The 20,836-nt window shown below is 59.9% G+C and carries 18 protein-coding genes and 1 pseudogene; 7 read left to right on the top strand and 12 right to left on the bottom strand.

What is annotated here, in order from left to right; translation table 11 throughout:
- Nucleotide 1 precedes the first annotated feature (1 nt).
- On the top strand, nt 2-940 hold the full coding sequence (locus E1K68_RS01285) for an MlaD family protein (protein WP_003187394.1): 939 nt from the start codon (nt 2-4) through the stop codon (nt 938-940).
- Nucleotides 937-1,596 carry an LPS assembly lipoprotein LptE gene (gene lptE / locus E1K68_RS01280; RefSeq protein WP_212613683.1) on the top strand — a complete coding sequence of 220 codons (660 nt, stop codon included), beginning with the start codon at nt 937-939 and terminating at the stop codon, nt 1,594-1,596. The genes E1K68_RS01285 and lptE overlap by 4 nt, the downstream gene beginning before the upstream one ends.
- Here lptE and E1K68_RS01275 read toward each other — a convergent pair.
- The 5 genes from E1K68_RS01275 to E1K68_RS01255 all read right to left on the bottom strand — a co-directional run bounded on the left by E1K68_RS01275 (nt 1,565) and on the right by E1K68_RS01255 (nt 5,937).
- A complete protein-coding gene (locus E1K68_RS01275; protein WP_003187391.1) occupies nt 1,565-2,794 on the bottom strand; it encodes a spore maturation protein in 1,230 nt (409 codons plus the stop codon). The two genes, lptE and E1K68_RS01275, sit on opposite strands and share 32 nt — an antisense overlap.
- 97 nt (nt 2,795-2,891) lie before the next feature.
- Entirely contained in the window at nt 2,892-4,223 is a 1,332-nt protein-coding gene (gene gltP / locus E1K68_RS01270; RefSeq protein WP_003187390.1) for a glutamate/aspartate:proton symporter GltP, read from the bottom strand.
- A 712-nt stretch (nt 4,224-4,935) separates the two neighbouring features.
- The gene (locus tag E1K68_RS01265; RefSeq protein WP_032894297.1) at nt 4,936-5,403 is read right to left on the bottom strand and encodes an inhibitor of vertebrate lysozyme family protein; all 468 of its coding nucleotides are present in this window, start codon (nt 5,401-5,403) and stop codon (nt 4,936-4,938) included.
- A gap of 2 nt (nt 5,404-5,405) precedes the next feature.
- Complete coding sequence (locus E1K68_RS01260) at nt 5,406-5,570, bottom strand: DUF1328 domain-containing protein (protein WP_003187386.1); 165 nt, start codon at nt 5,568-5,570, stop codon at nt 5,406-5,408.
- An 82-nt stretch (nt 5,571-5,652) separates the two neighbouring features.
- Nucleotides 5,653-5,937: a hypothetical protein gene (locus tag E1K68_RS01255; protein ID WP_003187385.1), complete on the bottom strand. Its 285-nt coding sequence runs from the start codon at nt 5,935-5,937 to the stop codon at nt 5,653-5,655.
- A 389-nt stretch (nt 5,938-6,326) separates the two neighbouring features.
- Here E1K68_RS01255 and algB point away from each other — a divergent pair, with 389 nt between their 5' ends.
- Nucleotides 6,327-7,673: a sigma-54-dependent response regulator transcription factor AlgB gene (algB, locus tag E1K68_RS01250; RefSeq protein ID WP_003187383.1), complete on the top strand. Its 1,347-nt coding sequence runs from the start codon at nt 6,327-6,329 to the stop codon at nt 7,671-7,673.
- Nucleotides 7,674-7,683: 10 nt separating this feature from the next.
- Nucleotides 7,684-9,471, top strand: a complete 1,788-nt coding sequence (locus E1K68_RS01245) for a KinB sensor domain-containing domain (protein ID WP_003187382.1) — start codon at nt 7,684-7,686, stop codon at nt 9,469-9,471.
- A 113-nt stretch (nt 9,472-9,584) separates the two neighbouring features.
- Here the strand turns inward: E1K68_RS01245 and E1K68_RS01240 are convergent, their stop codons facing one another.
- From E1K68_RS01240 to E1K68_RS01215, 6 genes and pseudogenes are all read right to left on the bottom strand, one after another.
- A complete protein-coding gene (locus tag E1K68_RS01240) occupies nt 9,585-10,361 on the bottom strand; it encodes an N-acetylmuramoyl-L-alanine amidase (RefSeq protein ID WP_003187380.1) in 777 nt (258 codons plus the stop codon).
- Between the two features lie 89 nt (nt 10,362-10,450).
- Nucleotides 10,451-12,499, bottom strand: coding sequence for a diguanylate cyclase (locus E1K68_RS01235; protein ID WP_003187379.1), 2,049 nt, complete (start codon nt 12,497-12,499; stop codon nt 10,451-10,453).
- Nucleotides 12,496-13,374 (bottom strand): endonuclease/exonuclease/phosphatase family protein, encoded by an 879-nt coding sequence (locus E1K68_RS01230; protein ID WP_003187377.1) that lies wholly within the window; start codon nt 13,372-13,374, stop codon nt 12,496-12,498. The genes E1K68_RS01235 and E1K68_RS01230 overlap by 4 nt, the downstream gene beginning before the upstream one ends.
- Nucleotides 13,375-13,384: 10 nt before the next feature.
- Nucleotides 13,385-14,020, bottom strand: coding sequence for a thiol:disulfide interchange protein DsbA (dsbA, locus tag E1K68_RS01225; RefSeq protein ID WP_003187375.1), 636 nt, complete (start codon nt 14,018-14,020; stop codon nt 13,385-13,387).
- 167 nt (nt 14,021-14,187) lie between these two features.
- Nucleotides 14,188-14,814 carry a c-type cytochrome gene (locus E1K68_RS01220; protein WP_003187372.1) on the bottom strand — a complete coding sequence of 209 codons (627 nt, stop codon included), beginning with the start codon at nt 14,812-14,814 and terminating at the stop codon, nt 14,188-14,190.
- A 33-nt stretch (nt 14,815-14,847) separates the two neighbouring features.
- A pseudogene (locus tag E1K68_RS01215) lies at nt 14,848-15,055 on the bottom strand (cytochrome).
- 192 nt (nt 15,056-15,247) lie between these two features.
- Here E1K68_RS01215 and yihA point away from each other — a divergent pair.
- Nucleotides 15,248-15,889 (top strand): ribosome biogenesis GTP-binding protein YihA/YsxC, encoded by a 642-nt coding sequence (yihA, locus tag E1K68_RS01210; RefSeq protein WP_073526417.1) that lies wholly within the window; start codon nt 15,248-15,250, stop codon nt 15,887-15,889.
- A 271-nt stretch (nt 15,890-16,160) separates the two neighbouring features.
- Here yihA and polA read toward each other — a convergent pair whose 3' ends face one another.
- Nucleotides 16,161-18,956 carry a DNA polymerase I gene (gene polA, locus E1K68_RS01205; RefSeq protein WP_212613682.1) on the bottom strand — a complete coding sequence of 932 codons (2,796 nt, stop codon included), beginning with the start codon at nt 18,954-18,956 and terminating at the stop codon, nt 16,161-16,163.
- Nucleotides 18,957-19,030: 74 nt separating this feature from the next.
- Between polA and E1K68_RS01200 the strand changes: the two genes are divergently transcribed.
- Both E1K68_RS01200 and E1K68_RS01195 read left to right on the top strand, forming a co-directional pair.
- Nucleotides 19,031-19,321: a DUF2782 domain-containing protein gene (locus E1K68_RS01200; RefSeq protein WP_003187366.1), complete on the top strand. Its 291-nt coding sequence runs from the start codon at nt 19,031-19,033 to the stop codon at nt 19,319-19,321.
- Nucleotides 19,322-19,377: 56 nt separating this feature from the next.
- The gene (locus tag E1K68_RS01195; protein ID WP_003187365.1) at nt 19,378-20,331 is read left to right on the top strand and encodes a homoserine kinase; all 954 of its coding nucleotides are present in this window, start codon (nt 19,378-19,380) and stop codon (nt 20,329-20,331) included.
- The last annotated feature ends 505 nt before the right edge of the window (nt 20,332-20,836 follow it).

Here is a 20,836-nt window from a genome sequence, read left to right as displayed (position 1 = left end):
CATGGAAACCCGAGCCCATCATGTGATGATCGGACTGTTCAGCGTAATTGTGGTGGTCGGCGCGATGCTGTTTGGCCTGTGGCTGGCCAAGTCCAGCGTCGATACCGCCTTCCAGGATTACGAAGTGATCTTCAACGAGGCGGTCAGCGGCCTGTCCCAGGGCAGTGCGGTGCAGTACAGCGGCATCAAGGTGGGCGACGTGATCAGCCTGCGCCTGGACCCCAAAGACCCGCGCCGCGTTCTGGCTCGCATTCGCCTGGCCGGGCAAACGCCGATCAAGGAAGACACCCAGGCCAAACTGGCCCTGACCGGCATCACCGGCACCTCGATCATCCAGCTCAGTGGCGGCACCCCACAGAGCCCGGAACTCAAGGGCAAGGACGGCAACCTGCCGGAAATCATCGCATCGCCATCGCCCATCGCGCGCCTGCTCAATAACAGCAACGACCTGATGACCAGCGTCAACCTGCTGCTGCACAACGCCAACCACCTGTTCTCGCGGGAAAACGTCGAACGCCTGAGCAACACCCTGGACAACCTGCAACAAACTACCGGCGCCATTGCCGAGCAACGCGGCGACATCAAGGTGGTGATGCAGCAATTGATGCAGGTGAGCAAACAGGCGGGCGCGGCGCTGGAGCAAACCACCGTGCTGATGCGCAGCGCCAATGGCTTGCTCAGCGAACAAGGCAAGCAAGCCTTCGGCAGCGCCGAGCAGGCGATGAAATCCCTGGAGCAAAGCACCGCCACCATCAATACCTTGCTGACCAATAACCAGGACTCGGTAAACAGTGGCATGCAGGGCCTCAACGAACTGGCACCAGCCGTGCGCGAGCTGCGTGAAACCCTCGGCTCGCTGCGCGCCATCTCTCGCCGCCTGGAAGCCAACCCCAGTGGTTACCTGCTGGGCAGCGATAAGAACAAGGAGTTCACGCCATGAAGCGTGCTTACCACATGATCGTCCCTATGGCCCTGGCACTGGTCAGCGCCTGCTCGATCCTGCCCAAGCCGGACCCGTCGGACGTGTACCGGCTGGCGTCCGCCCAACCGGCCAGCCAAGGCACGCCGGTGAGTTGGTCGCTGCGCGTGACCAAGCCGCAGACCAGCGAGTTTCTCGACAGCCCGCGCATCGCCGTGGTGCCTGACGGGAACCTGATCAGCAATTACGCGAACTCGCGCTGGAGCGACCCGGCGCCGGTGTTGCTGCGTAATCGCCTGCTGGATGGCTTCCAGCGCGACGGGCGCGTGACATTGTTGAGTACCGACGAGACCAACCTGCAAGCCGACTATGAGCTGGGCGGGCAGTTGCAGGCGTTTCAGAGCGAGTATCGGGGCACGGCAGTGGAGGTGGTGATTCGTCTCGACGCGCGATTGGTGCGTGGGCGTGATCAAAGGATTATCGCCAGCCGTCGGTTTGAAGTGAGGCAGCCGGTGAATGACGCCAAGGTGCCGACGGTGGTGGCTGCTTTTGGCCAGGCCGGGGATCAGTTGAATAAGCAGGTGGTGGATTGGGTAGTGAGTCAGGGCAATACAGCACTGAAACCCTGCGATAGCGATTGTAGCCTTAACCAAAAAACCAGTAGCACACGGAGATAGCCGCCACTACACCGGCAAACTCAGCCAGCAACGCACAACCGACGGCATGTCGAGCCCGCTGGATACCCACCGAACCAAAGTACACCGCCAACACATAGAAAGTGGTTTCCGTACTGCCCTGTATCGTCGCCGCCACCAACGCCGGAAAACTATCCACACCCTGGGTCTGCATGGTCTCGATCAGCATCGCCCGCGCCGCGCTGCCGGAGAACGGCTTGACCATCGCGGTCGGCAGCGCGTCGACAAAGCGCGTATCCAGGCCCGTCCAGGCCACCACATGGCGAATCCCCTCAAGGCCGAACTCCAAGGCCCCCGAGGCACGCAACACGCCAACCGCGCACAGCATCGCCACCAGATAGGGCAACAGGTTCTTGGCTACGTCAAAGCCTTCCTTGGCGCCTTCCACAAAGGCCTCGTACACCTTGACCTTGCGCAACGCGCCGATCACCAGGAACAGCATGATCAAGCCAAACAGTGTGAGGTTGCCCAAGATCGACGACAAACCGGCCAGCGCCGTGGCGGACAAGGTCGCCAGCAGCGCCATGAAGCCACCCAGTATCAACGCGCCGGGGACCAGATAGGCCAGCACCACCGGGTCCCACAGCCGCAGGCGCTGCATGACTGCCACCGACAGCAGGCCCACCAGCGTCGACGCACTGGTGGCCAACAGGATCGGCAGGAACACCAGCGTCGGGTCCGCAGCGCCTTGCTGGGCGCGGTACATGAAGATAGTCACCGGCAATAGCGTCAGCGAGGAGGCGTTGAGCACCAGGAACAGGATCTGAGCGTTGGTCGCCGTATTGGGGATGGGGTTGAGCTCTTGCAGCGCCTTCATGGCTTTCAGACCGATGGGCGTGGCAGCGTTGTCCAGGCCCAGGCCGTTGGCGGCAAAGTTGAGGGTGATCAAACCAATCGCGGGGTGCCCGGCAGGCACTTCCGGCATCAGGCGGCGAAACAGCGGGCCCAGGGCCTTGGCCAGCCAATCGACGATCCCGGCTTTTTCGGCGATCCGCAGAAAACCCAGCCATAACGTCAGGGTACCGAACAGCAGCACCATGACTTCCACCGACAATTTGGCCATGGCGAAAATGCTTTCGACCATCGCCGCGAAGATCAAGGCGTTACCGCCCACCAGCCATTGCGCCAGTGCTGACACCATTGCCACGACAAAGAAGCCAAGCCACAGGCCATTGAGCATCAGATAAGTCCCCCGAAAGATGGGGCGAATGATAACGGGGCTGGCAGAAACGACAAACCCCGGAATTCTCCGGGGTTTGTTTTCGATCAATTGGTAATCAGCTACGGGTGGCTTGTGCCGTAGGCAGGGCTTCCTTGCTGCGCCAGTGTGGCAGGGAATTCCAGTAGCGCTCGCCCTTGGCATCGTCGTACATGCCTTCCCAACGGGAGATAACCAGTACGGCCAAGGCGTTGCCGATCACGTTCAGGGCGGTACGCGCCATGTCCATCACACGGTCGACACCGGCGATAAACGCCAAGCCTTCCAGCGGGATGCCCACGCTGCCCAGCGTCGCCAACAACACCACGAAGGACACGCCCGGCACGCCGGCGATACCTTTGGAGGTCACCATCAGGGTCAGTACCAGCATCAGTTGCTGGCCGATCGACAGGTCGATGCCATACAGCTGGGCAATGAAGATTGCTGCAATGCTCTGGTACAGGGTCGAACCGTCGAGGTTGAACGAATAACCGGTCGGCACCACGAAGCTGCAGATCGCTTTCGGCGCGCCGTAGGCTTCCATCTTTTCGATCACACGCGGCAGCACGGTCTCGGAGCTGGCGGTGGAGTAAGCCAATACCAACTCATCCTTGAAGATGCGGATCAGCTTGAGGATCGAGAAGCCGAACAGGCGTGCGATCAAACCCAGTACCGCGAAGGCGAAGAACAGGATCGCGACGTAAACCAGGATCACCAGCTTGGCCAGTGGCAGCAGCGAGGCGAAGCCGAAGTTGGCGACCGTCACCGCGATCAGCGCGAATACACCGATAGGGGCGTACTTCATGATCATGTGGGTGACTTTGAACATGCTCTCGGACACGCCCTGGAACATGGTCACCAGCGGCTCGCGCAGCTCAGGCTTGAGGCTCGACAGCCCCAGGCCAAACAGCACCGAGAAGAAGATGATCGGCAGCATCTCGCCACGGGCAACAGCGGCGAAGATGTTCGAAGGGATCAAGTTAAGAATGGTCTCGATGAACGCATGTTCATGCTGCACTTCGGCAGCAGTCGCCTGGTACTTGGAGATATCGACGGTACCCAGGGTACTCATGTCGATGCCAGCGCCTGGGTGGAACAGGTTGGCGAGCAACAGGCCCACCACGATGGCGATGGTGGTGACGATTTCGAAGTAAAGAATGGTTTTGACGCCGATACGACCGAGCTTTTTCGCGTCGCCGACACCGGCAATACCGACGATCAGCGAAGAAATCACAATCGGGATCACGATCATCTTGATCAAGCGGATAAAGATATCGCCCGCTGGCTGCAACACATTGCTGATCCACCAGGCCTTTTCAGCACTGAAATGGTTGAGCACTGCACCGATTGCAATACCCAGTACCAAACCGATGAGGATCTGCCAGGCGAGGCTTAGCTTTGCCTTCTTCATGTCATTACCCTTGCTTCAAGTGGACTTACGGCAAATGCGCCAGCTGCAACGCTCGAGAGCGAAAAAGTGTGTGCATCTGCCTCCATGGAAGGTCACCGCAGCGTGGCCGAAATGGCTTACTGGCAGGCGAAAAAAGGCGCAACTATTCCCATGCAAGGGAGCGGCGTCTAATGCCGTAAACGCCTACCCTATGCCGAATCGGCATGGCTTTTTTTGAAAATATTTGTCCAAACGGTCAGTTCGTATCCGCCATTCGAGCGGGTGAATATGCCGTTAAGCGGCCAAATCAGGCTCGCTCAGAGATACTGGACGACTTCGATTGATTGGCAGAAATGTCTGAGAAATCCATCACCTAGCGCCAGAAAGATCCTATAGCGCGGATGAAAAATTCTCGATAGATGGTCACGCCGACATACCCGGTAATGGTTGGCCAGAGGCAAAAAGCAAAACTGCGGCTATGGGCGGCATGAAACGCGAGCATGAGAGCGATAAGCCCGCCGCAAGTTCAGCAAGCTTGAGGTCTTGTGAACTTGCGTCGCAGCTTTTCGCCTGACCCGGCCCTTGCGCAGGTACTCCCTGTACCCGTAGGTCACGCCGATCCTGATCGATCAGAGCAACCCGGCCCCCTGGTCATGCATCACTCAAGGAGCGATGCAAACAGAAAGAAGCACAAGGGCTTCTTTCTATGGACGCCGGCTCCGTCAGACGGAACCTAGTACCAATTCGGATCTTTCTTGAGCTGCTCCATCAGCAGCTTTTGCATACCCTCGTCCGGCTTACCGATAAAACGGTAATCGGCGTGCCGCGTCGGGGACTTGTCCGCCGGCAAACCGGCCGGGACTTCCACCAACATGGCGTAGGCATCTTCCTTGTCGAGGCTGAAGGCAACGATCAGGCGCTTGTTCAGGCAGGTATCTGCGGTTTCGCAGAGCGGCCCGACCAAGTACTTGTCGCCATCTTCCTCAACGGCATTCATTTGCTCGGCCGTGCCCGACAGGTTCATCACCCACTCGGGCAGGCGCTCTTCTTTCTTCACCACGTCTTGCCAGGTTTCACGGTACTGCGGATCCGCGCTGAGCAATTCGTTAGCCCGGGATTGGCCGTCATTGGCGGCCAAGGCCAAGCCGCTACCGCCCAACAGCAGGGCGGCAGCAAGGGCTTTAAAAGGCAGGTTGGCCATATTCAACCTCGGCCTTTGCGACCAAAGAAGAACGAAGCGATGAACATCACCAGGAAGACCACAAACAGGATCTTGGCGATGCCGGTAGCGGTGCCAGCGATACCACCGAAGCCCAGGACTGCAGCCACAATGGCGATGATCAGAAATGTGATTGCCCAACTCAACATGGTGATTCTCCTTATGCTTCTCTTCTATAGGGGTAACAGCGGTGATGCCGTGCAGCCGCTCAACACAAGCGACGTTTTTTGCCTAGAACACCCAACGGTCATGGGCCGGTAGTTCGTCCAGGGTAGAACCCTGATCTACCAGGCTCAATTGCGGGGCAGTCACATCGGCGCTGGCGCTGCCAATGGAACGAAAATGAGTCTGGGTCATGGCAGGACGTTCAAATTGCGGGGCTGGCTGCGCGCGCTCTTGCCAATGCTGCAACTGCTGGCCAGCAATCAACGTGACCATCAAGGCCAGGCTGGCAAACAGGCCCTGCTGCAAGCGCAGCGGCGATACACGCAATTGGCTGAGGCTTTGGCGAGTCATACTGCATTGCTCCCGCATTCTGATTATTCGTTCATGACGCTCTTGGGGGAGATATTGCAGAGTGCATGCCAGCTTTATTGCAAAATAAAACTCAATAAAATCAAATGCTTACACTTGATCAATAGATTCGTCGCCTAGCATCCTGCACGATGCCTCCTTGCAGGCCGTGCGAAATGCACGATGGCAAGTGGTCGGAACCAGCAACCCAGCGCACACATCGAAGGATCGAAGGGCGAACGGAAGGGAAAATGCGCTCAGACGACGTCTGTAGGAAGGCGCGCAGATAGCTGCACGAAGAAGCCTTTTATGAATCAGAATAAACCATGCAACTTGCCCGATTATTCCGGGACTAAACACCATCACATTTATAGTTAAGGAGTGCGGGACAGATGGAATCAGCCAAGGAACTTCAAGGCCGCATTCTTTTAGTGGATGACGAATCTGCGATCCTGCGCACCTTCCGCTATTGCCTGGAAGATGAAGGCTATACCGTCGCCACCGCGAACAGTGCCGCTCAGGCCGATGCCCTGATGCAGCGTCAGGTGTTCGACCTGTGCTTCCTCGACCTGCGCCTGGGCGAGGACAATGGCCTGGACGTGCTGGCCCAGATGCGGGTGCAGGCACCGTGGATGCGCGTGGTGATTGTGACCGCCCATTCGGCCGTGGATACCGCCGTGGACGCCATCCAGGCTGGCGCCGCCGACTACCTGGTCAAACCTTGCAGCCCAGACCAACTGCGCCTGGCCACCGCCAAGCAACTGGAGGTGCGTCAGCTCTCGGCGCGGCTGGAAGCGCTGGAAGGCGAGGTGCGCCAGCCCAAAGACGGCCTGGACTCCCATAGCCCGGCAATGATGGTGGTGCTGGAAACCGCGCGGCAGGTGGCCGGGACGGACGCCAATATCTTGATTCTCGGCGAATCCGGCACCGGTAAAGGTGAGTTGGCCCGGGCGATACACGGCTGGAGCAAGCGCTCGAAGAAGTCCTGCGTGACCATCAACTGCCCGTCACTGACCGCCGAACTGATGGAAAGCGAACTGTTCGGCCATAGCCGCGGCGCATTCACCGGCGCCAGTGAAAGCACCCTGGGCCGAGTGAACCAGGCGGACGGCGGTACGCTGTTTCTCGACGAGATCGGCGATTTCCCCCTCACGTTGCAACCCAAGTTGCTGCGGTTTATCCAAGACAAAGAGTATGAGCGGGTGGGCGACCCGGTCACCCGCCGAGCCGATGTGCGCATCCTTGCAGCCACCAACCTGAACCTGGAAGACATGGTGCGCGATGGCCGCTTCCGTGAAGACTTGCTCTACCGCCTGAATGTCATCACCTTGCACTTGCCGCCGCTGCGCGAACGCAGTGAAGACATCCTGACCTTGGCCGACCGCTTTCTCGCCCGCTTCGTCAAGGAATACGCACGACCGGCGCGCGGCTTCAGTGATAATGCCCGCGAAGCGCTACTCAATTATCGCTGGCCCGGCAACATCCGCGAACTGCGTAACGTGGTGGAACGCGCCAGCATCATCTGCCCTCAGGAAAAGGTGGAGATCAGCCACCTGGGGATGGCCGAGCAACCGGCCAACAATGCACCGCGTATCGGCGCGGCTTTGAGCCTGGATGAGCTGGAGAAAGCCCATATCGGCGCCGTACTTGCGACCAGCGACACACTGGACCAAGCGGCCCGCACACTCGGCATCGATGCGTCGACGCTGTACCGCAAACGCAAGCAGTACAACCTTTGAACAGGACCTTATGAAGCTCGCGATGAAACTGCGCACCCGGTTATTCCTGAGCATCTCAGCGCTGATCACCGTGGCATTGCTGGGGTTGATCCTGGGCTTGGTCAGTGTCATGCAAATGGCCAAGACTCAGGAATCGCTGATCCGCAGTAACTTCATCACCCTGGACCTGGGGCTCAAGTTGCGTCAGAGCCTGGGCGACCAGTTGATCATGATGCTGGAGAAGCGCCCCGACCCGGACGCCCTGCAAGCCTCCAAGCAACATTATTTCGACCTGTTGGACCAGGGCATCGCCCATGAGCAGGTCGACGGCACAAACCATGGCTTCAGCCAGGCACGCTCCGATTACCAGAAGCTACTGGAAGCGTTTGACCAATCCCAACAGGCATCACCGCCCGCAGGCAGCAAAGAAAAGCTGACTGAAACCTTCAACATATTGCGCAACGGCCTGATCGCCGATCACAAGCGGGCGCTGGAAAATATCAGTACCAGCGAGCATAAATCCCGCGAGCGCGCGTTGTTGATTGCCGGCCTGCTCGGGCTGGTAGGGCTCGCGGTGCTGATCATCGGTTTCGTCACGGCCCATGGCATCGCCCGGCGCTTCGGTGGCCCCATCGAGGCGCTGGCCAAGGCCGCCGACAAGATCGGGCAGGGCGATTTCGAAGTCACCCTGCCGATCTCCTCCGCAGCGGAAATGAACCTGCTGACCCGCCGTTTCGGCATCATGGCCGAAGCGTTGCGCCAACATCAGGCCACAAACATCGATGAGCTGCTGGCCGGCCAACAGCGCCTGCAAGCGGTGCTCGACAGTATCGATGACGGCCTGTTGATGATTGATCGCCAAGGCTGCCTGGAGCACCTCAACCCTGTGGCGCAGCGCCAATTGGGCTGGGATGAGGAGCGGCTCGGCCAAGGTCTTGGCGAAGCCATGGGTCGCGCAGAAATGGATGAACAGCTGCAACTGGTGCTGCGCGGCGGCAACCTGGAGCGGGCCCCGGATGATCTCGAAGTGGAAGTCGAGGGTGAATTGCGCCTGCTGACCTACAGCCTGACCCCGGTCAGCCATACCCAGGGGCATATTCTGGGGGCCGTGATGGTGCTGCATGACGTGACTGAACAGCGCGCCTTCGAGCGGGTGCGCAGCGAGTTCGTGTTGCGCGCGTCCCATGAGCTGCGCACGCCGGTCACCGGCATGCACATGGCCTTCGGCCTATTCCGTGAGCGGGCCAAGTTCCCACCGGACTCCCGTGAGGCGGACCTGCTGGATACGGTCAATGAAGAGATGCAGCGCCTGATGCAGTTGATCAACGACCTGCTCAACTTCTCGCGCTACCAGAACGGCCTGCAAAAACTCACCTTGGGCACGTGCGATGTCACCGACTTGCTGGAGCACGCACGGGCTCGATTTGCTGAGCCTGCGAACGCCCAGCACATTGAGTTGCTGGTGGAAGCCCAACCTGAGTTGCCACGGCTATATGCCGACCAGGTGCAACTGGAGCGGGTACTCGACAACCTGCTGGGCAATGCCCTGAGGCACACCGCCGAAGGCGGGCAGATCCGCCTGCAGGCACGACGCCATGGCGAGCGGGTGATTATCAGCGTCGAGGATAACGGCGAAGGTATCGCCTACGGCCAGCAAGGGCGGATCTTCGAGCCCTTTGTGCAGGTGGGCCGCAAGAAAGGCGGTGCGGGCCTGGGCCTGGCACTGTGCAAGGAAATCGTGCAATTGCACGGCGGCCGCATGGGCGTGTACTCACGGCCGGGACAGGGCACGCAGTTCTATATGGCATTGCCCCTGTAGGAGCGAGCTTGCTCGCGAAAAACGTCAACGATAACGCTGTGCTGTCAGGCAGCCCGCGTCGTCTATGCGTTCTTCGCGAGCAAGCTCGCTCCTACATTATTATTTTTACACCATCAGCGGTGATTCAAGGCCCGCAGGATCGCGGCGCTTTCAGCATCCGGGGTGCCATCAAACAATGACGGGCGAAAGCGCATCTGGAACGCAGCGATGACATGCCGCGTGGCCACATCCAGCTCGCCAGTCTGCGGCGTCTGGTAGCCCAGGCGCGCCAGCTCTTCCTGGAACCAGGTAATGCTCGGCAACTGCGCGGCGTACTGCACCTGAAACCGAGCCACTGCCTGGGCATCCGGCCACACGGCCAGACCTTCTGCCGCCAAGCGCTTCCAGGGGAACAACGGGCCTGGGTCCAGCTTGCGCAGCGGGGCGATATCGCTGTGCCCGATGATGTTCTTCGGGTCGATGCCGTTACGCTTGCTGATGTCCTTGAGCAGCACGATCAGCGACTGCACCTGCGCTTCGGAATACGGGTACCACACACGCCCCGTCGGGGTATCGCTGAACCCTGGGTTGACGATCTCGATACCGATGGAGCTGGAATTGAGCCAGGTGCGCCCCATCCACTCGCTTTCCCCCGCGTGCCAGGCGCGCTGGCTTTCATCCACCAGCTTGTAGATGGTGCCGGAGGCATCGTCGCCGATCAGGTAATGGCTGCTGACCTGGCCATGGGTCAACAGCGCCAGGGAACGTTCAAGGTTGGTCGAGGTGTAATGCACCACAACGAACTGCACGCGATTGTCGTGGTTGACCGAAGGATGGCTGGTGTTCAGGCGCGGGCCATTGGCGCAGCCGGCGAGCAGAAGAAACGCTAAAGCGATATACAAGGATTTCATGGCGAGAGGCAGTACACTGAAAGACGATAATGCAACAGTGTAACGTACGACTCACGGCCAGGCGGTCAAATTACAAAATGGAACATCTTTTATGCCGCCTGCACCTGATTACGCCCCGCGGCCTTTGCCCTGTAGAGCGCTTCATCGGCACGCTTGAGCGCCAGGTCACTGCGCTCGCCGGGTTGAAACTGCGCCACGCCCATGGACACCGTGATCGTTACCGGCTCACCCTTGAAGTGGAACGGGCACGCGGCAATGGCCTCACGCAATACTTCACCTACGGCCAAGGCATCCGCCAAGGTCGAGTCGGGCATGAGCAGCACAAACTCTTCACCACCAAAACGCGCGATGAAGTCCGTCGGTCGCAGGCGCTTGCTCAGCACATTGGCGATGATCTTCAAGACTTTGTCCCCCGCCAGGTGCCCGTAACCGTCGTTGATGCGCTTGAAGTGGTCCAGGTCAAGCATGGCCAGCGACAGGCTGTTACCCCGCTGATGCCACGCGTTGACTTCGTAATCGAGGCGTTCGCTCCACGCCGCACGGTTGGGCAAGCCGGTGAGCGGATCGATCAAGGCCTTCTGGCGCTGCACCTCCAGGTGCTCGCGGTAGCCCTGGGCTTCCTGCTCCATATGGGCCACGCGTTCAGCCAGGCCTTTGAGGCGTGCGGCCACTTCCTGCTCGCGCAGGTCACGCTGCTGCTGGTGTTCGTCCATGGTGCCGAGCAAGCCTTCAAGGTGGCTTTCGAGCACCTGCTTGAGGCTGTCCAGGTCGGCGGCGTCCTGCACGCTGCTTTGCAGGCCGTCGACCTGCTCACGAATCTGCGTGTCCAACTCCCGCGCGGCCAGGCTGCTGTCGGCGTGGCCCTCGCTGGCGACCTGCAGATGGCCCTGGAATGCCTCGAGACGCTCGTTGAGCTGCTTGAGATAAGCCTCGAACTCATGCTGGCCACTGTCGGTGATCGCCAGCATCAGCACCGCCAGGTCATCGAGGATCGGCAGCAGTTCGTACCAGTTCAAGCCGTGGGCGAGACGCTCACGCATTGCCTCGGCCTGGGGTTGGTGACGTTCGGGCAGGGAAAGATCTTCCAGCAGGCCGAGTAAAGTGCCTTCAATGTGTTTGGCCACCGAGCTGTAGGACGGTTCAGGCGAATCGGGCAGGGCGTAGGTGCCGTCCGGTTGCAGCTCGTCGGGCTCGGGGCTTTCCTGCACGGGTGGTAGCGACAGGCTGCCGATGCGGGTCTCATCCGGCGTTTCGACTGGAACCGGCGGCGGTTCGATAAAGGCGGCGAGTGCGCTTTCGTGAGCAGGCTCCGCAACTGGCGGCGCCTGCACGTCGGGTTCAGGTAGTTGCGCAGGCGCCGCAATCGACGGCAGCTCTGGAGCGTCGAATACCGGCGTTTCGCTGGCGACCTCTTGCACTTCGGCCACTGCAACAGGCACAGGCTTCAAGGGTGGCAACGGCGCAAAGGCACGCAAGGCTTGGGTCAATTCTTCCGATTGCCCAGGTTCTTCCGGTTTGGGTGTGGGTTTGGGCGCTGCGGGCGTTGGCGGTGCCGATTGCGCTGCTGGCAGTGGCTCGGCATCAACAGGAGGCGCTTCACTGGCGGCCTCTTTACTGCCAAACAGACGTTGCAACAGTCCCGGCCCTGGGCGTGTGGTTTCGCCATCCGGCTCCAGATTATTCAGCGCCTGCCCCTGTAGGCTGCTCAGCTCACTGAGCAGCAGCGGTATCTCCCGCGCTTGTGCCACGCGACCATCGAGTTGCTTGGCGAAGGTTTTCAGCGGACGAGCCACCTCGCGGGGCAGCGGCAGCTTTTGCAACTGGGTGACCAAGGCGGTGAGCGCAGTGCTGATCTGGTCGACGCGGGTTTCGCGGCGTTGCTCCGAATCCAGCACGGCCTTTTCCAGGCGCGGCAGTAAAGCGGCGAGAGCAGCGTCCATGTCGTCCGTGCGCACAACATCGCGCATTTCCTTCATGCATTGATCGACGGCGCGGTCAGTCCCTTCAGCGGCCAGCGTGCTGCGCACCAGCCCGCGGCGCAGCAAATCGAGGCGGGCGGCCCAGCGGCGTTCGAGTTTGTCTTGTTGCTCGATGCTTTGGAGGTATTTCTCTTTCCAGCGCTGGGCGTCGTCGCTCATGCAAGGGGTCCGCGAGGGCCTGGGCTCAACGCGGGTAATGCATCAGCCGTGAGCGAGCCCGGCAGACGAATCTCTACCGCGACCGGCAGGTGATCGGAAATGGGCTGCGCCAGCACCTGCACACTTTCCAGTGTGAGGCTTGGGCTGAGCAGGATATGGTCAAGACAGCGCTGCGGGCGCCAGCTGGGAAACGTGGCTTCGACTTGCGGCGCCAGTAACCCCAGGTCGCGCAGCGGAGAATTCTGCAGCAGGTCGTTGGCATGGGTGTTCATGTCACCCATGAGCACCTGGTGCTTGTAGTTGCCAATCAATTCACGCACGTAGGCCAGTTGCAGGTTGCGCGTACGCCCCCCGAGGGCCAGGTGCATCATCACCACCACCAGGGCTTCCGGGCCTTCGCCAAAACGCACAAGGATCGCCCCGCGCCCTTTGGGGCCTGGCAAGGGGTGATCTTCAATGGCAGTGGGTTTGAGACGGCTGAGCACGCCGTTGCTGTGCTGTGCCAGGCGCCCTAGATTACGGTTGAGTTGCTGATACCAGTACGGAAAAGCACCCAACTGAGCCAGGTGTTCCACCTGGTTGATATAGCCGGAGCGCAGGCTGCCGCCGTCGGCTTCCTGCAGGGCGACCAAGTCGAAGTCGCTGAGCAGGTCGCCGATTTTCTGCAGGTTACCGGTACGCCCCTTGTGGGGCAGCAGGTGCTGCCAGCCACGCGTGAGGTAGTGCCGATACTTTTCGGTACTGTTGCCCACCTGGATGTTGAAGCTGAGCAGGCGCAAGCGGCTGTCTGCCGGCAGGCCCGTGGACTCCAGGTGATGCTCGTTGACCTGCGGCTCATGCAGGCCAACGACACGCTCGGTACCCCAGCGGCGCATGGCGAGCCCCTTACTTGGCAGCGCGTTCTTTGGCAATCAGCTGGTCAGCAACGTTCAGGGTCGCTTCAGGACCACCGGTGCTGCCCAGGTCGAAACGGTATTTGCCGTTGACGATCAGGGTTGGAACGCCTTGCACGCCGTACTTCTGCGCGAGTTCCTTGGCCTGTTTGATCTGGCCCTGGATAGCGAAGGAGTTGAAGGTCGCCAGGAACTTGTCCTTGTCGACACCCTGAGTGGCAACGAAGTCAGCCATTTCGTCCGGCTTGGTCAGGCGCTTGCCTTGTTTCTGGATCGCTTCGAAGACAGCGTTGTGGACCTTGTGCTCAACACCCATGGCTTCCAGGGTCAGGAACAGCTGGCCGTGGGCGTCCCATGGGCCACCGAACATGGCGGGAATGCGACGGAAGTTAACGTCCTTGGGCAGCTTTTCAGCCCATGGGTTGATAGTCGGCTCGAAGGCGTAGCAATGCGGGCAGCCGTACCAGAACAGCTCCACCACTTCGATCTTGCCCGGCACTGCAACGGGAACCGGGTTAGCCAGCTCAACATAGGTTTTACCGGCTTCAAGCGGCACATCGGCAGCTTGTGCGGTCATGCCGAAGAGGCTGGCAGTGACGAGAGCGGCGCTGAGGATCAGATTACGCATGCTTTACTCCTGGACAAATAAAGTCGCCTCACGCGACCTTTGTTGTGACAGGTCTACGCGGACATGAGTTCGTTAGTGTAACGGCAGCGGCCACAAAAAAGGGCGGCCTAAGCCACCCTTTTTATGCTTGCATCGCGGGATTAATCGAGCGTTAACGCCCAGCCCCGTCAGTGCAGGCCCTGGATATAACTGGAGAGGGCTGCGATGTCTTCGTCGCTCAGCTTGCGAGCGATGGTGCGCATGGTCATCGCGTCGCCATCGTTGGCCCGGCCGGCTTCTTCCTTGCGAAAGTCGGTCAACTGCTTGGCGATGTAGGTGGCGTGCTGGCCGCTCAGGCGCGGGAAGCTGGCAGCAGCGTTGCCTGCGCCATTGGGCGAGTGGCAACCGGTGCAGGCAGGCAAGCCTTTTTCCAGGTTACCGCCACGGAACAACTGCTCTCCGCGGGCGACCAATTTAGGATCGGCAGCTCCCACGCTACCCTTCTGGCTGGCAAAATACGCCGCGAGGTCCGCCAGGTCCTGATCGTTGAGATTGGTTAGCATGCCGGTCATTTCCAGCACCGTGCGCTTGCCGCTCTTGATGTCGTGCATCTGCTTGCTCAGGTAACGTTCACCCTGGCCGGCCAGTTTGGGGAAGTTCGGCGCCGGGCTGTTACCATCCGGCCCGTGGCAGGCACCACACACGGCGGCCTTCGCTTGACCGGCAGTGGCATCACCTTTGACGGGGCCCTCTGCAGCGACGGCAGCGCCTGTGATGCCCAAGGTCAACAGCAGACTCACGATCAGTTTGTTCATCAGCTAATCCAACTACGGCTAAGGGTTTAAGAGTTATCTACCGGGTTTACTCACCATCACATCAGTGACGGCCTGGTAATCCTCAGTACTGCAGTCCATGCACAAACCACGCGGCGGCATTGCCTTGAAACCCTGGGTCACGTGCTGCGTCAGCCTGACCATGCAAACTCGGTTGATCCTGTGTAGCCTGAGCGCCGTAAAGCGGAATCAGGGCAGCAGAAGCGAGCAACCGTCGGTCCATACATCGACCTTTTCAGGGTTTGAGAGCGTTTTGCGTTCTAATGCGCAATAAAGGTCTTTCGCTCCCGTGAACTTCATCCTTCGCTGGGACAAAGCACACACAAAATCTGCGGCATTATATACTGGCGCTACTGAAACGGAAACGACACCGCTTGCCGCACCCTTTCTCGGCACCGCCCACATCGGAAATCTCATGCAACTCAAGAACCCCATCCTCGGCCTGTGCCAACAGTCCACCTTCATGCTCAGCGCCGCCAAAGTGGACCAATGCCCCGATGACGAGGGCTTTGAAGTCGCCTTTGCCGGCCGTTCCAACGCCGGTAAATCCAGCGCACTGAACACCCTGACCCACGCCAGCCTGGCGCGCACCTCGAAAACCCCGGGCCGCACGCAACTACTCAATTTCTTCAAGCTAGACGATGATCGGCGTCTGGTCGACCTGCCGGGCTACGGTTATGCAAAAGTACCTATCCCGCTGAAGCTGCACTGGCAGCGTCACCTCGAGGCTTACCTGGGCGGTCGCGAGAGTTTGAAGGGTTTGATTCTGATGATGGATATACGTCATCCAATGACCGACTTCGACTTGCTGATGCTCGACTGGGCTGTCGCCAGCGGCATGCCGATGCACATTTTGCTGACCAAGGCCGACAAGCTCACCTACGGTGCAGCCAAGAACACCCTGCTCAAAGTGCAGTCCGAAATCCGTAAGGGTTGGGGCGACACCATCACCATTCAGCTGTTCTCCGCCCCCAAGCGCATGGGTCTGGAAGAGGCTTACACCGTACTGGCCGGCTGGATGGAATTGGCGGACAAGGGCACAGAAATCGCCGAATAACTTTTCTGCGGGCAAAAAAAACCCCGGACTTCTTTTGGGGAGGGGAAGTTCGGGGTTCAAGTTCCGGACCGCTAGGGCGGGGTCCGGAATTATCTGCCAACACTTAACACAACATAGGAGCATTGAAGGGCTTCACCACCCATTCAGTAACTCTGAGTGGCAGTTCACAGGTTAAGTTCCGACAGGCTCAAAAAACTATTGGAAATAACTGACCGCGGTTTGCGCTCTAAACCGCCTCGCCACCGCGCAAGGTGATGGCGAAGCCGCAGAATCAGTGCGCCTCGTCCCAGTTATCGCCTACGCCTACGTCCACCACCAAAGGCACGTCCAACTGCGCCGCCGCGCTCATATGCTCGCGAATCTTCTCGCTGACCTGCGCGACCAAGTCTTCGCGCACCTCCAGCACCAATTCGTCGTGCACCTGAAGGATGACCTTGGCATCCAGGCCCGACTCAGTCAGCCAGTTATCCACCTGCACCATGGCTTTTTTGATGATGTCCGCCGCCGTGCCTTGCATCGGCGCGTTGATCGCTGTGCGTTCGGCCGCCGCGCGCTCCTGGGGCTTGTTGGAGTTGATGTCCGGCAAGTACAGGCGTCGCCCGAAGAAGGTTTCGACATAGCCCAGATCCGCCGCCTGGGCGCGGGTGCGCTCCATGTATTCGCGCACCCCTGGATAGCGGGCGAAGTACACATCGATGTAAGCCTTGGCGGTCTTGGTATCGACGCCGATGTCCTTACCCAGCTTCTGGGCGCCCATACCGTAAATCAGGCCGAAGTTAATCGCCTTGGCGCTGCGGCGCTGGTTGGACGTGACCTCATTCAACTCGACCTTGAACACTTCGGCCGCCGTGGCCGTGTGTACGTCCAGGTCATTGCGGAAGGCGTTCATCAAGCCCTCGTCCTTGGACAAATGCGCCATGATCCGCAGCTCGATCTGCGAATAGTCCGCCGCCAGCAGCTTGTAGCCCTTGGGCGCGACAAACGCCTGGCGAATGCGCCGCCCCTCGGCGGTGCGCACCGGGATGTTCTGCAAGTTCGGATCGCTGGAGGACAAGCGCCCGGTCGCCGCGACGGCCTGATGGTAAGACGTATGAATACGCCCGGTACGTGGGTTGATCTGTTCCGGCAGGCGGTCGGTATAGGTACTTTTGAGCTTGCTCATGCTGCGGTACTGCATGAGTACCTTGGGCAGCGGGAAATCATCTTCGGCCAGTTTGGCCAGCACTTCTTCAGCCGTGGAGGCCTGGCCCTTGCCGGTTTTTTTCAGCACCGGCATGCCAAGCTTTTCGTAGAGAATCGCCCCAAGCTGCTTGGGCGAACCCAGGTTGAATTCTTCACCGGCGATCTCGTAGGCCTGGCGCTCCAGCTCAACCATCTTGTTACCCAGCTCGATGCTCTGGATGCCGAGCAGGTCCTTGTCTACCAGTGCGCCCTGGCGCTCGATGCGGGCCAGCACCGGCACCAGCGGGATCTCGATGTCCGTCAGCACACTGGCCAGGCTCGGGATCGCTGCCAGTTGCGCGTAAAGGTACTGATGCAGGCGCAAGGTCACATCAGCATCTTCGGCCGCGTAAGGGCCGGCTTGCTCAAGGGCGATCTGGTCGAACGTGAGTTGCTTGGCGCCTTTGCCGGCGATGTCCTGGAAGCTTACCGTGTCGTGGTCCAGGTACTTCTTCGCCAGGCTGTCCATATCGTGCCGCGTCGCGGTGGAGTTGAGCACGTAGGATTCGAGCATGGTGTCGAAGGCGATGCCGCGCACGGTAATGCCCTGGGCAGGGTCGCCACCAATGGCGCAGTTGGCCAGGATATTCATGTCGAACTTGGCATGCTGGCCCACCTTGAGTTTGGTCGGGTCTTCCAGCAACGGTTTCAAGGCCAGTAGCACGGTGTCGCGGTCCAGTTGTTCCGGTGCACCGATGTAAGCGTGCGTCAGCGGAATGTAGGCAGCCTCATGGGGCTGCACCGCGAACGAAACCCCAACCAATTGCGCCTGCTGGGCGTCGATCCCGGTGGTTTCGGTATCGAAGGCAAACAGCTTGGCGTCGTTGAGTTTTTTCAGCCACAGATCGAACGTGGCCTGGTCAAGAATGGTGGTGTAAACCGTCTCTACGGGCACCGATACCACCGCCTCCACTGCGACACCCGCGACGGGCGCAACTTCATTGGCCGCCTTCAGCTCGACACGCTTGGTATCGCGCTGGATCTCGTCGTACCAGCTCTTGAACTCCAGCAATGTGTACAGCTCAAGCAGCTTTTCGCGGTCCGGTTCGATCAGGTGTAAATCATCCAACCCAACATCCAGCGGCACATCGATCTTGATCGTCGCCAACTGATAGGACAGGAATGCCATCTCTTTATGCTCTTCCAGCTTGGCCGGCAGGGTCTTGGCCCCACGGATAGGCAGGGTCGGCACAATATCCAACTGCTCATAAAGCTCTTTGAGGCCGCCATTGACCCCCACCAGCAAGCCGGAGGCGGTCTTGGGGCCAATGCCCGGAACGCCGGGAATGTTGTCGGACGAATCTCCCATCAACGCCAGATAGTCGATGATCTGCTCCGGAGCGACGCCGAATTTCTCCTTAACGCCCTCGATGTCCATGGAGCTACCGGTCATGGTGTTGACCAAGGTAATGTGGCCGTCCACCAGTTGCGCCATGTCTTTGTCACCGGTCGAGATCACCACCGGGCGGCTGGCGGCCGCGCTGCTGCGGGCCAGGGTGCCGATCACGTCATCGGCCTCCACACCCTCGACGCACAGCAACGGGAAGCCAAGAGCGATCACGCTTTGATGCAGCGGCTCGATCTGCAGGCGCATGTCATCGGGCATGCTCGGGCGGTTGGCTTTGTATTCGGCGTACATCTCATCGCGAAACGTCCCACCCTTGGCGTCGAAAACCACGGCAAATGGGCTGTCCGGGTACTGCTTGCGCAGGCTTTTGAGCATGTTCAACACGCCCTTGACCGCACCGGTGGGCAGGCCTTTGGAGGTGGTCAGCGGTGGCAGCGCGTGGAAGGCGCGGTACAGATAAGAAGAACCGTCCACCAGGACGAGGGGCGCTTGGCTCATGAGCAGGATCAACCTTTTCGGCGGGTCAGGCGCTAGAATAGCCGGACCAATGAAAACAAAGGGACAAGGTTATCATGCGTACATTCAATCGCCTGCTGTTGACCGGTTTGATTGCACTCGCTCCGATGGCTGCCATGGCGGCAGACGATGCCCCGTCGGCAGACCCGGAAGTTACCATTCGCACGGAAGGCGACAAAACCATCCAGGAATACCGCCAGAACGGCTTCCTGTACGCAATCAAAGTCACCCCGAAAGGCGCACCGCCGTACTTTCTGGTACGTGCGGACGGCACCGACGCGAACTTCATCCGCTCTGACCAGCCGGATATGCTGATCCCGTCATGGAAGATCTTCGAATGGAAATGATTTCTTAATTTTAACCGGCGCTGCCCACCGCAGCGCCCGTAACGGCAGTTTTAACCATGTCTGTGTTCACCCCCCTGGCTCGGCCCGAGCTGGAAACCTTTCTCGCCCCTTATGGGCTCGGCCGCCTGCTTGATTTCCAGGGGATTGCCGCCGGCAGCGAAAACACCAATTTCTTTATCAGCCTGGAGCAGGGCGAGTTCGTCCTGACCCTGGTTGAGCGTGGCCCGGTGGCAGAAATGCCGTTCTTCATCGAACTGCTCGACGTGCTCCACGACGCCGACCTGCCCGTGCCGTACGCCCTGCGCACCACCGACGGCATCGCTTTGCGCGAACTCAAGGGCAAACCGGCCTTGCTGCAACCACGTCTGGCGGGCAAGCACATCAAGGAGGCCAATGCGCAGCATTGCGCCCAGGTTGGCGAACTGCTCGGCCACCTGCACCTGGCCACCCAAGGCGAAAAGGTACTTGAACGCAAGACCGACCGCGGCCTGGAGTGGATGCTCAGCGAGGGCGCGCAGCTTATTTCGCACCTTAACGAGGCCCAGCAACGCCTGTTGCGCGATGCGCTGGCCGAGATCGACGCCCACAAGGCCGACATCCTCGGCCTACCACGGGCGAATGTGCACGCCGATCTGTTTCGCGATAACGCGATGTTTGAAGGCACGCACCTGACGGGCCTGATCGACTTCTACAACGCCTGTTCGGGGCCGATGCTCTACGACGTGGCCATCGCCTTGAATGACTGGTGCTCGGATGCCGAGGGCGTGATTGACGGCCACCGTGCCCGGGCGCTGCTGGGCGCTTACGCAGGGCTACGAGCGTTTACCGCGAAGGAAGCCGAGCTATGGCCGACCATGCTGCGCGTGGCGTGCGTGCGGTTCTGGCTGTCGCGGCTGATCGCGGCCGAGTCATTTGCCGGGCAGGATGTGTTGATTCATGACCCGGCTGAGTTCGAGCACCGCTTGGCGCAGCGTCAGCAGGTCACGGTCCACCTGCCGTTCGCACTTTAAAACACCGACTCGGTCAATGTGGGAGCTGGCTTGCCTGCGATAGCGGTATCGACTGAGCCAACGCTATCGCGGCATAGGTATCTACACAACTTCGGTACGACGCTAAACCTGTGGCGAGGGAGCTTGCTCCCGCGACGGCCTGGCAGCCGACGCTGATCTAACTGACGCACCGCGATCCAACTGTGGGAGCTGGCTTGCCTGCGAAGACGGCTTGACAGTCAACACAGTTGGACCGTGTACATATCCATTCCTGCGGTAACGGCCACTTAGGGTTCCGCCCTGACGGCGGCTCACTTTGCAAAAGCCGGGATGCCGGCCCAGGCCAAAGTAAGCAAAACGCTCTTGCCCCACCACTCGGCACCTCGCCCAGGCTCGGTGTGCCCGTAATCCGCCAGTGATTTGGGGGTCGCCTAAGATCAAAAGCAGATCAAGATCAAGAGCGTCTCGCGTCGCATCGTGGTTACCGTCGGCTGCTACAGCCTACAAAGTTGTGTAGATACCTATG

This window comes from Pseudomonas sp. B2021 (assembly GCF_018135665.1).
GTDB classification, from domain to species: domain Bacteria; phylum Pseudomonadota; class Gammaproteobacteria; order Pseudomonadales; family Pseudomonadaceae; genus Aquipseudomonas; species Aquipseudomonas lactis.
Note: the sequence above shows the minus strand (reverse complement) of the source record. Positions and strands in the feature narration are given on the sequence as shown.

Coding starts and splice junctions, on each gene's coding strand:
- E1K68_RS01275 (WP_003187391.1), bottom strand. CDS start 2,794: ATGCTCAATGGCCTGTGGCTTGGCTTCTTTGTCGTGGCAATGGTGTCA.
- E1K68_RS01255 (WP_003187385.1), bottom strand. CDS start 5,937: ATGACTCGCCAAAGCCTCAGCCAATTGCGTGTATCGCCGCTGCGCTTG.
- dsbA (WP_003187375.1), bottom strand. CDS start 14,020: ATGCGTAATCTGATCCTCAGCGCCGCTCTCGTCACTGCCAGCCTCTTC.
- lptE (WP_212613683.1), top strand. CDS start 937: ATGAAGCGTGCTTACCACATGATCGTCCCTATGGCCCTGGCACTGGTC.
- yihA (WP_073526417.1), top strand. CDS start 15,248: ATGCAACTCAAGAACCCCATCCTCGGCCTGTGCCAACAGTCCACCTTC.
- algB (WP_003187383.1), top strand. CDS start 6,327: ATGGAATCAGCCAAGGAACTTCAAGGCCGCATTCTTTTAGTGGATGAC.
- E1K68_RS01265 (WP_032894297.1), bottom strand. CDS start 5,403: ATGGCCAACCTGCCTTTTAAAGCCCTTGCTGCCGCCCTGCTGTTGGGC.
- gltP (WP_003187390.1), bottom strand. CDS start 4,223: ATGAAGAAGGCAAAGCTAAGCCTCGCCTGGCAGATCCTCATCGGTTTG.
- E1K68_RS01240 (WP_003187380.1), bottom strand. CDS start 10,361: ATGAAATCCTTGTATATCGCTTTAGCGTTTCTTCTGCTCGCCGGCTGC.
- E1K68_RS01245 (WP_003187382.1), top strand. CDS start 7,684: ATGAAGCTCGCGATGAAACTGCGCACCCGGTTATTCCTGAGCATCTCA.
- E1K68_RS01220 (WP_003187372.1), bottom strand. CDS start 14,814: ATGAACAAACTGATCGTGAGTCTGCTGTTGACCTTGGGCATCACAGGC.
- E1K68_RS01235 (WP_003187379.1), bottom strand. CDS start 12,499: ATGAGCGACGACGCCCAGCGCTGGAAAGAGAAATACCTCCAAAGCATC.
- polA (WP_212613682.1), bottom strand. CDS start 18,956: ATGAGCCAAGCGCCCCTCGTCCTGGTGGACGGTTCTTCTTATCTGTAC.
- E1K68_RS01195 (WP_003187365.1), top strand. CDS start 19,378: ATGTCTGTGTTCACCCCCCTGGCTCGGCCCGAGCTGGAAACCTTTCTC.
- E1K68_RS01285 (WP_003187394.1), top strand. CDS start 2: ATGGAAACCCGAGCCCATCATGTGATGATCGGACTGTTCAGCGTAATT.
- E1K68_RS01200 (WP_003187366.1), top strand. CDS start 19,031: ATGCGTACATTCAATCGCCTGCTGTTGACCGGTTTGATTGCACTCGCT.
- E1K68_RS01230 (WP_003187377.1), bottom strand. CDS start 13,374: ATGCGCCGCTGGGGTACCGAGCGTGTCGTTGGCCTGCATGAGCCGCAG.
- E1K68_RS01260 (WP_003187386.1), bottom strand. CDS start 5,570: ATGTTGAGTTGGGCAATCACATTTCTGATCATCGCCATTGTGGCTGCA.